The sequence below is a fragment of the Thermus sp. genome (assembly GCF_039793865.1).
Lineage (GTDB): Bacteria > Deinococcota > Deinococci > Deinococcales > Thermaceae > Thermus.
In genome coordinates this window covers 36,456-45,131 of record NZ_JBAMMI010000036.1, presented here as the reverse complement: position 1 = coordinate 45,131, position 8,676 = coordinate 36,456, and the positions used below count along the sequence as shown (strand labels likewise).

The following is an 8,676-nucleotide window of genomic DNA, read 5'->3' as shown; positions in this document are numbered from 1 at the left end:
CAACCTGGGCCTCATGGCCCAGAAAATGGCTGGGTAGCAACTTGGGTTATCTTAGAGCTTCCTACCCACACAGGAGGCCCGATATGAGCCTAGCACCGGTTGTGAAGTATCGTCAACGCAAAACTTGCACTTGTTCGCTGCGGGCATAAGTAGAGAAGGTGAAGGTTTATGCGGGGTATGCGGGAGGTGCAAGTTTTGAGCCAGGGGAAGCCCCCAGGCCCCCACCTCCGCCCGGTGCTCCCCCGGCCTGAGCCTGGCGAGGAGGAGGGCGAAGAGGGCGAAAAAGAGGGCGTAGCGCAGGAGGAGGAAGGGGGCGTTCAGGTAGGGGCTCCGGTGGGCGAGGCCGGGGTCCAGGCTGGCCCCCGGCCTCGCCCAGGGGAAGAGCTCCGGAAGGAAGAAGAAGGGCAGGCCCAAAAGGCCCATCAGGGGCAGGAGGCGGGCCAAGGGGTAGAGGTAGGGTTCCAAGGGAAGGCCCCAGCGGCTTGAGAGGGCGTTGTGAAGAAGGAGAACGAGAAGGGCTCCTAAGGAAAGCAGGAGGAAGAAGGCGAAGGGGAAGTAGGCGGCCCGGGCCCCCAGGAGAAAGGCCGAGGCGTAAAGGCCTAGCCCCAAGGCCCAGGGCCACGGGGGTTTCGCTTCAATAGACCTCTGCATTCACCACCTCCAAGGGGCAGGCCTCCAGGAGGAGGCACCGCTTGATGTAGTGGGCGATGAGCCAGCGCTCCCGCTCGGGGATGCGGCTCCTATAGGAGAGCATGCGGCCAAAGCCGTTGGTGGCGGCGAAGTAGAAGTAGCCCTCGGGCATGGCCTTCACCCCAGGGTCGTGGAAGGACCGGGGCCTCGGCACCCCCAAGGGGATGACCCGGCCGTCCCCTTGGGCGTTTGGGCCGTGGCAGATGGCGCAGAAGCTCCGGTAAAGGCTCTTTCCCCGGAGAAGGTCTTCCTCGGTGAAGGCGAAGGGGTTCTCCGCGAAGCCCCCTTCGGGCTTGAGGCCCAGGCGCATCTCGGGGTTCAGGTTCTCCCCGAAGGGCACCCGCTCGGGGGGCACCTCCACCTTGAGGGGGCTTTCCCGAAAGGCCTTGACCTTGGGCTGGTCCCACATCCAGCCGCAGGCGGAGAGGAGAGGGAGGAAGAGGAGCCAAAGCCTAAGTACCCCACCGCGGCCAAAGCCGCGGTGGGGGCCCCAAAAGAGCTTTCCTAAAGCCAAAGCTTGGGCATCCCGTGTTGCGAAGCCAAGGTGTGGGCACTTAGCCACGGCGTACCTCCTCCACCTCCGCCCCGAGGCCCTCCAAGAGGGCCCGGGTGGCCTCGAGGTCAAACCGGGGGTCGGTGGCGTAGACGAAGGAGGGCGGGCCGGTCCACCAGGGCCTCAAATGTCCCCCCTCCTCGGGGGAGGGGCCTTTGCGCCTAACGGAGGACCACCCCGGGCTGGACCCTCAGGGCCCGGGCCAAGGGAAGAAGGGCGGAAAGGAAGGTGGCGAGAAGGCTCGCCCCGCTTACCTGCAAAAAGTCGGATGCCCGCATCTCCACGGGGAGGTGGGTGAGGAAGTAAAGCTCCCCCGGCAGGCCCACCGGGCGCCAGGAGAGGTAGAGGCAGAGGAGGTAGCCCAGGAGGTTTCCCAGGGCCACCCCTCCCAGGCCCAAAAGCGCCCCTTCCCAGGCGAAGACCATCCCCACGGTGAGCCTCGAGGCCCCCATGGCCCGGAGAAGGGCGATCTCCGGGACCTTTTCCACCACCTTGAGCACCAAGAGGTTGGCCACCCCCAGGGCGGCCACGGCCACGATGAGGAAAATCAGGAGGCCCAGGACCCGCTTCTGCAGGTAAAGCTGCTCCAGAAGGGTGCGTTGGGTGTCCTGCCAGGCCTGGGGAAAGAAGCGGGTGCCCGCCAGGGCCTGCCCCACCTCCTTGGCCCTCCAGGGGTCCTTGAGGCGCACCTGGTAGCCCTGGGCCTTCATCCCGGAGAGGCCCTCCACCGTGGCCAGGTCCACGAAGGCGTATCCCGAGTCCAGAAGGTAGTTCCCCGTGCGGAAGGAACCCAGCACCTTCAGGCGCAGCCGCTCCTGGGTGGCCGAAAGGGCGGTGAGGGACTCCCCCGGGTAGACCCCAAGGCTCTGCGCCAAGGCCGCCCCCAGGTAGATCCCCCCCGGCGCAAGCCTCAGGCCGAGCTCCGGGTAAAGGGACTCCCCTCCCTCCCCCAGGCCTACCAGGGTGGCGAAGTCCACCCCCGGCCCCCTGGCCCCCTCGGCCGGGCGCACCAAAAGGGCCTTGGTGGCGGCGAAGGGGGCGCTGGCCTCCACCTCGGGGTGGGGAGGCAAGGGGGGAAGCCCCTCCCCCAGGCGAAAGAGGACCAGGTGGGGGTAGGCCTTCAAGGTGGCCCGCACCAGGCCGCTGGTGAAGCCGTTGGCGAGGGAAAGGGCCGCCAGGAGCACCGCCACCCCCACCCCCACCCCTCCCAAGGCCAGGGCGGTCTGCAGGGGGCGGCGCCTCAAGTGGGCCAGGGCCAGAAAGAGGGCGAACCGCACGCTCCTTAGGATATGGGGTCTAGCGCCTGGGGTACTCCACCACCTCTAGCCGCACCAGGCGGCGGCCGAAGCGCAAGGCGGTAGCCCGGTCCGGAAGCCACACGTCCACCTTCTCCCGCATCCTGGGGTGCATCACGTCGGCCACCACGAAGAGGCGCTCGGCGAAGAGGTAGTCAAACTGCCCCCGGCCCCGGCCGTAGACCGAGTCTAGGTCCACGAGGCGCACCTTGGTCCCGTAGGGGAGCACCTTCAGAAGGTCCGGGCTCACCGCCAGAATGCCCAGGCGGGTGCGCATCCCCGTGGCGGTGACGAAGGGGGTGCTGTCGGTCTCCCGCACGCTGGAGGTGTAGGCCGTGGCCTGCAAGATTAGGACCTTCTTGTCGCCCGTCTTTGCGAAGGCCACCGCAACGGCGAGGGCGAGGAGGAGAGGCCAAAGCCAAACCCGCATAGCGAACCCGAGTATGCCCGGGAGTACGGGAGGAACCTAAGAACCGTGAGGCCCCCTCCTCATGGGAAGGGGGCATCATTATTTTAGATGCGCTCTGAAAACTCAAAATCCCCGCCCCAAAGGGACCTTCTTTAGGGGGGTTAGATGAGAAAACTAATAATAGCCCTTAGCTTTCTTTCATTCCACTCAAAGGCGGCCTAAGGGCAGGGCGTGCTGGAAATTACTCCAGCACGCCCAGGTAGGCGTAGAGGTCGGGGCCGCCGGGAAGGATTTCCACCACGAGCTCGGGGAACTTTTCCGCCACCTCCTCGGCCTTCTCCTTGGGGGTGTTGGGCCCGAGGAAAAGGGTGAGGACCTCCTTCCCCTCCTTGGCCAGGCGGATGAGGCCCTCGAGGACCTCCTCCGGGGTCTCCCCCACCAGGACGAGCCTCCCGTCCAGGAGGCCGATGGGCTTGTCCTTCAGGACCTTGAGCCCGTCCACCTCGGCATCGCGGCTGGCCCAGGTGACCTCGAGGGTCGCCGCCCCCTTCATGGCTTCCTCCATCTCGGGAAGGAGCTCCTCGGGAAGGCTTTCCGGGGTGTAGCGCACCGCCGCCGCCAGGCCCTGGCCCAGGGTGCGGCTCTTGAGCACGAAGGCCTCCTTCCCCTTCTCCTTGGCCAAAGCCGCCGCCCGCTCCGCCGCCAGGAAGACGTTGGGGTTGTTGGGCAGGAGGATCACCTTGGGGTTGGGCACGCTTCGGATGGCGGAAAGCAGCTCCTCCACGCTGGGGTTCTGGGTCTTTTCGCCCGCCACCACCCTGGCCCCCAGGCTGCGGAAGGCCCGGGCCACCCCGTGCCCCAGGGCCACCGCCACCAGGCCCGTGGGGGGAGGGGCCTCGTCCAGGAGGCCCGCCATGGCCAGGATCTCCGTGTGCTGCTCGGCCATGTCCTCCACCTTGGTGCGCACCATGCGCCCAAAGCGGGCCACGGTGGAAAGAAGGCCATCGGGGTCGTCCGTGTGGATGTGCCCCTTCACGTAGCCCTCGGCCCCCACCACCAGAAGGGAGTCCCCAAAGGGGGCCACGGCCTCACGGATGCGCTCTATGGGCACCTCCACCCCCTCCATGAGGAACTCGGTGCAGTAGCCAAAGGCCTCCGTGGCGAAGGCGGTCTGGGCGTAGCGTTCCACCTTGGGGGGCTCGGGAAGGGGAAGCCTAAGGGCGTAGCCCCTCAAGCCCTCCAGGAAACGCACGTACCCCGCCCCGCCGGCGTCCACCACCCCCGCTTGCTTAAGGACCGGCAGAAGCTCAGGGGTCCTCTCCAGGGCCTCGCGGGCGGCCTTCAGGGCGTTTTCCAAGACCTCTTCCAGGGTCTCCCCCCTGGCCCCCTCCCCGGCCGCCCGGGCCACGGTGAGGATGGTCCCCTCCACCGGGCGCATCACCGCCCGGTAGCCCGTCTTTGCCCCAAGGCGCAGGGCCTCGGCCAGGGCCTGGGCCTCCAGGGCCTCCCTCTCCCGAACGGCCTCGCTGAAGCCCCGGAGGATCTGGGAGAGGATGACCCCGCTGTTGCCCCGGGCCCCGAGGAGGCTCCCGTAGGCGATGGCCCGGGCCACCTCGGGCATCCTCGAGGTGTCGGCCAGGTCCAGCTCGCGCCTTGCGGACTGGAGGGTAAGGTGCATGTTGGTGCCCGTGTCCCCATCGGGCACGGGGTAGACGTTGAGGGCGTTGAGCTCCTCCACGTAGACCGCGAACCAGTCCGTGGCGTAGCGGAAGGCCTCCGCCAAGGCCTCAGGTCCCCAGCTAGCCACCCCCCACCCCCACCACGTGGACCTGCACCTGGGAGAGCTCCACGCCGGCAAGCTTCTGGGCGGCGAACCCCACCCGCTCCGCCAGGGACTCCACCACCGTGGGGATGCGGACCCCCGGGGCCACCACCACGTAAAAGTCCACCTGGTACTTCCCCGGGGCCTGGGGGTCAGGGCGGACCAGGACCCCTTCGCTGGCCTCCTGCCGCCCCAGGATCCGCACTACCTGCTCCTTCAGACCCGCCGGGGCCATCCCCACCACCCCCGGCACCTCGTGGGCCGCCAGGGCCAGGAGGGAGGCCAAAGCGCCCTCGGTGAGGGTGATCCGCCCTTGCATCCTACCTCCTCAGGGCCTCCTCCGGAGGCGTGTAGGGCAGGCCGAAGGCCTCGGCCACCCCGGGGTGGGTGAGGAGGCCCTTGTGGGTGTTGAGGCCCTTGAGGAGGGCCTCGTCCTCCAGGAGGGCGTCAAGCCCCTTCTCCGCAAGCCTTAGGACGTAGGGCAGGGTCTGGTTGGTGAGGGCGAAGGTGGAGGTGCGGGGCACCGCCCCCGGCATGTTGGCCACGCCGTAGTGGACCACGCCGTCCACCACGTAGGTGGGCTCGGCGTGGGTGGTGGGGCGGATGGTCTCCACGCACCCCCCCTGGTCCACGGCCACGTCCACGATCACCGCCCCCTCCTTCATCAGGGGGAGCACGTCCCGGGTAACGAGCTTGGGGGCCTTGGCCCCGGGCACGAGGACCGCCCCGATGAGGAGGTCGGCGTGCTGGACGCTCTTCTTGATGTTGGCCTCGGTGGCGGCGAGGGTCACCACCCGCCCGCCGAAGACGTCGTCCAGGTACTGGAGGCGCTTGTGGTTCACGTCCAGGATGGTCACCTGGGCCCCCATCCCGAGGGCAATCTTGGCCGCGTTGGTGCCCACGGTCCCGCCCCCCAGGATCACCACGCTGGCCGGGGCCACCCCCGGCACCCCCCCGAGGAGGACCCCCCGGCCCCCCTTGGGCTTCTCCAGGAACTGGGCCCCCACCTGGGGCGCCATGCGCCCCGCCACCTCGCTCATGGGCACGAGGAGGGGGAGGGAGCCATCGGGGAGCTGGACGGTCTCGTAGGCGATGCCCGTGACCCCGCTACGGAGCATGGCCTCGGTGAGGCCGCGGTCTGCGGCCAGGTGCAGGTAGGTGAAGAGGACGAGGCCCTCCCGCAGGAAGCCGTACTCCTCGGGCAGGGGCTCCTTCACCTTCACCACCATCTCCGCCCCCCAGGCCTCCTCCCGGCTCACCAAGAAGGCGCCCGCCCGCTCGTACTCGGCGTCGGTGAGGCCCGAGCCTAGCCCCGCTCCCCGCTCCACCAAAACGGTATGCCCCCGCCTTACCAGGCTTTCCGCCCCCCCGGGGGTAAGGGCCACGCGGTTTTCCAGGGTCTTGATCTCCTTGGGTACGCCGATCACCATGCTAGACCTCCTTCACGAAGATGCGCCTGATCTTGAGCTTAAAACCATCCCCCTCGGCGATGGCCAAAAGCCGCCTCCGGGAGTCCACCAGGGTCACGTAGCCCAGGGCGGGGATGGGGAGGGGCACCCCCTCCAGGACCCGCCGGGCCTCGGTGTGGGAAAGCTCCACCACGGGAAAGGGAAGGGCGTCCACCTCGGGAATGGCCTTGTCGGGGGCAAGCTCCCCAAGCCTCACCGCCCGCTCCAGGCCGATTTTGCCGATGCGGGTGCGCACCAGGCCGGAGAGAAAGGCCTTGGTCCTGAGCCTCTCCCCGAGGTCCCGGGCGAAGGCCCGCACGTAGGTGCCGGGCCCCACCACGAGCCGCACCACGGCGGTGGGGTAAGGCCCCAAGGGCTTGGGGAGCTCCACCTTCCGCCCTCCCTTCTCGGCGAGGCGCCACCCTTTGGCCGAGGGAGCGATGGGGTGGGGGGTGGGCTCGGGGTCCCAGGCCAAAAGCTCCACCTCGAGGTACCGCACCGGCCTTGGCCCAAGCTCCAGGGGCTTGCCCTCCCGGGCCGCCTCGTAGGCCCGCTTCCCCCCCACCTTGATGGCGGAGAAGAGGGGGGGCACCTGCTCCTTGACCCCGAGGAAGGAGGCCAGGGCCATCTCCAGCTCCCGGCGGTCAAAGCGCACCGGGGCCTCCTCGCTGATGGGCCCCTCGGCGTCCAGGGTGGGGGTGGTGGCCCCAAAGGAAACCCAGGCCAGGTACTCCTTGTCCTCTGCGGAAAGGAAGGGGACCAGCTTGGTGGTCTCCTCGGAGACCAGAAGGAGAAGCCCGGTGGCCAAGGGGTCCAGGGTGCCCGTGTGCCCTACCCGGCGGGTAGAGAGGCGCTTCCTCGCCTCCTCCACCACGTCGTGCGAGGTGAGGTGGAGGGGCTTGTCCACCGCAAAGAGGGCCATGCCTAAGGGATTGTATCACCAACTAGAATGGAAGGGTGGACCTGGAAGGGCGGTATCCCAGCCTAAGCTTCGCCTGGCCCCGGCCCGGGGTGCTGGAGATCACCCTGGCGGGCGAGAAGCTGAACGCCCTGGGGCCCGCCGCCCACCGGGAGCTCGCCCGGGTGTGGCGGGACCTGGAAGGGGTGGAGGGCCTGCGGGCTGTCCTCCTTAGGGGGGCGGGCGGGGTCTTCTCCGCCGGGGGCTCCTTCGGCCTCATTGAGGAGATGCGGGCCTCCCGCAGGGCCCTCCTCCGGGTCTTCCGGGAGGCGCGGGAGCTGGTGCTCGGGCCCCTGGACTTCCCGAGGCCCGTGGTGGCGGCGGTGGAAGGGGTGGCCGTGGGGGCGGGGCTCGCCCTGGCCCTCGCCGCCGACATCGCGGTGGTGGGGAAGAAGGCGAGGCTTCTGGACGGCCACCTCCGCCTCGGGGTGGCGGCGGGGGACCACGCTGTCCTCCTCTGGCCCCTCCTCGTGGGCATGGCCAAGGCCAAGTACCACCTCCTGCTGAACGAGCCCCTCCTGGGGGAGGAGGCGGAGCGCCTGGGCCTCGTGGCCCTAGCGGTGGAGGACGAAAGGGTCTACGAGAAGGCCTTGGAGGTGGCGGAAAGGCTCGCCCAAGGCCCCCTGGAGGCCCTAAGCCACACCAAGCACGCCCTCAACCACTGGTACCGGAGCTTCCTCCCCCACTTTGACCTCTCCCTGGCCCTGGAGTTTTGGGGCTTTTCCGGAGAGGAGCTGGAGGAGGGCCTAAGGGCCCTCAAGGAGAAGCGCCCGCCCCGGTTCCCATGAAGGCGCTCCGCCTCCAGGCCTTCCTCGCCCGAGCCGGGGTGGCGAGCCGCCGCAAGGCGGAGGACCTCATCCGCCAGGGGCGGGTGCGGGTGAACGGGGAGGTGGCCAGCCTCGGCCAGAAGGTGGGGCCCCTAGACCTCGTGGAGGTAGACGGGAAGCGGGTGGCCCTGCCCCAAGAAAGGGTGGTTCTCGCCCTCCACAAGCCCAAGGGGTACACCACCACCCGCCAAGACCCCCACGCCCAGAAGACCGTCTTTGACCTCCTCCCCGAGATCCCCGGCCTCCACCCCGTGGGCCGCCTGGACCGGGACTCCGAGGGCCTTCTCCTCCTCACCAACGACGGGGCCCTCACCCACCGCCTCACCCACCCCCGGTTCGGGGTGCGGAAGGTCTACCGGGTCTGGACGGAAGGGGGAACGCTGCCCAAGGAGGCGTGCAGGAGGCTCCTCCTGGGCGTGGACCTCGAGGACGGCCCCGCCCGGGCCCTGGCCTGCCGCCCGGCCCCTGGGGGAGCGGTCCTCGTCCTGGGGGAAGGGCGCAAGCGGGAGGTGCGGCGGATGCTCGAGGCGGTGGGCTACCCGGTAAAGCGCCTCCTCAGGCTAAAGGTGGGGCCCATCCGCCTCGGGGACCTTCCCCCTGGGAAGTGGCGGAGGCTTTCGGAGGAGGAGGTGCGGGCCCTGGAGGAGGCGGTGGGGAAAGGCCCGTTAGAATAA

9 protein-coding genes and 2 pseudogenes are annotated in these 8,676 nt (G+C 68.9%); 2 read left to right on the top strand and 9 right to left on the bottom strand.

Annotated features, from left to right (window positions below; all coding sequences use genetic code 11):
- Positions 1 to 204: 204 nt before the first annotated feature.
- The 9 genes and pseudogenes from ABJK26_RS03655 to truB all read right to left on the bottom strand — a co-directional run.
- Positions 205 to 651 (bottom strand): annotated as a pseudogene (locus ABJK26_RS03655) (hypothetical protein); the annotation flags it as partial.
- Positions 635 to 1,099: a cytochrome c gene (locus ABJK26_RS03650; RefSeq protein WP_347240876.1), complete on the bottom strand. Its 465-nt coding sequence runs from the start codon at positions 1,097 to 1,099 to the stop codon at positions 635 to 637. The pseudogene ABJK26_RS03655 and the gene ABJK26_RS03650, both read right to left, overlap by 17 nt.
- A gap of 145 nt (positions 1,100 to 1,244) precedes the next feature.
- Positions 1,245 to 1,368, bottom strand: a pseudogene (locus ABJK26_RS03645) (DUF3341 domain-containing protein); the annotation flags it as partial.
- A gap of 36 nt (positions 1,369 to 1,404) precedes the next feature.
- Complete coding sequence (locus ABJK26_RS03640) at positions 1,405 to 2,520, bottom strand: FtsX-like permease family protein (protein ID WP_347240875.1); 1,116 nt, start codon at positions 2,518 to 2,520, stop codon at positions 1,405 to 1,407.
- Positions 2,521 to 2,539: 19 nt separating this feature from the next.
- Positions 2,540 to 2,968 (bottom strand): hypothetical protein, encoded by a 429-nt coding sequence (locus ABJK26_RS03635; protein WP_347240873.1) that lies wholly within the window; start codon positions 2,966 to 2,968, stop codon positions 2,540 to 2,542.
- 220 nt (positions 2,969 to 3,188) lie between these two features.
- Complete coding sequence (locus ABJK26_RS03630; protein WP_347240872.1) at positions 3,189 to 4,754, bottom strand: DAK2 domain-containing protein; 1,566 nt, start codon at positions 4,752 to 4,754, stop codon at positions 3,189 to 3,191.
- A complete protein-coding gene (locus ABJK26_RS03625) occupies positions 4,747 to 5,088 on the bottom strand; it encodes an Asp23/Gls24 family envelope stress response protein (RefSeq protein ID WP_347240871.1) in 342 nt (113 codons plus the stop codon). The genes ABJK26_RS03630 and ABJK26_RS03625 overlap by 8 nt, the downstream gene beginning before the upstream one ends.
- 1 nt (position 5,089) lies before the next feature.
- Complete coding sequence (gene ald / locus ABJK26_RS03620; RefSeq protein WP_347240870.1) at positions 5,090 to 6,199, bottom strand: alanine dehydrogenase; 1,110 nt, start codon at positions 6,197 to 6,199, stop codon at positions 5,090 to 5,092.
- 1 nt (position 6,200) lies between these two features.
- A complete protein-coding gene (gene truB, locus ABJK26_RS03615; protein ID WP_347240868.1) occupies positions 6,201 to 7,139 on the bottom strand; it encodes a tRNA pseudouridine(55) synthase TruB in 939 nt (312 codons plus the stop codon).
- Positions 7,140 to 7,174: 35 nt separating this feature from the next.
- Between truB and ABJK26_RS03610 the strand changes: the two genes are divergently transcribed.
- Together ABJK26_RS03610 and ABJK26_RS03605 are read left to right on the top strand one after the other, a co-directional pair.
- Positions 7,175 to 7,963, top strand: a complete 789-nt coding sequence (locus tag ABJK26_RS03610; protein WP_347240867.1) for an enoyl-CoA hydratase/isomerase family protein — start codon at positions 7,175 to 7,177, stop codon at positions 7,961 to 7,963.
- Complete coding sequence (locus ABJK26_RS03605; RefSeq protein ID WP_347240866.1) at positions 7,960 to 8,676, top strand: pseudouridine synthase; 717 nt, start codon at positions 7,960 to 7,962, stop codon at positions 8,674 to 8,676. Before ABJK26_RS03610 ends, ABJK26_RS03605 begins: the two co-directional genes overlap by 4 nt.

Excerpts from the sequence above, each read along its gene's own strand:
- ABJK26_RS03650 (WP_347240876.1), bottom strand. The coding sequence starts at position 1,099 with ATGTGGGACCAGCCCAAGGTCAAGGCCTTTCGGGAAAGCCCCCTCAAG.
- ABJK26_RS03635 (WP_347240873.1), bottom strand. The coding sequence starts at position 2,968 with ATGCGGGTTTGGCTTTGGCCTCTCCTCCTCGCCCTCGCCGTTGCGGTG.
- ABJK26_RS03625 (WP_347240871.1), bottom strand. The coding sequence starts at position 5,088 with ATGCAAGGGCGGATCACCCTCACCGAGGGCGCTTTGGCCTCCCTCCTG.
- ald (WP_347240870.1), bottom strand. The coding sequence starts at position 6,199 with ATGGTGATCGGCGTACCCAAGGAGATCAAGACCCTGGAAAACCGCGTG.
- truB (WP_347240868.1), bottom strand. The coding sequence starts at position 7,139 with ATGGCCCTCTTTGCGGTGGACAAGCCCCTCCACCTCACCTCGCACGAC.
- ABJK26_RS03605 (WP_347240866.1), top strand. The coding sequence starts at position 7,960 with ATGAAGGCGCTCCGCCTCCAGGCCTTCCTCGCCCGAGCCGGGGTGGCG.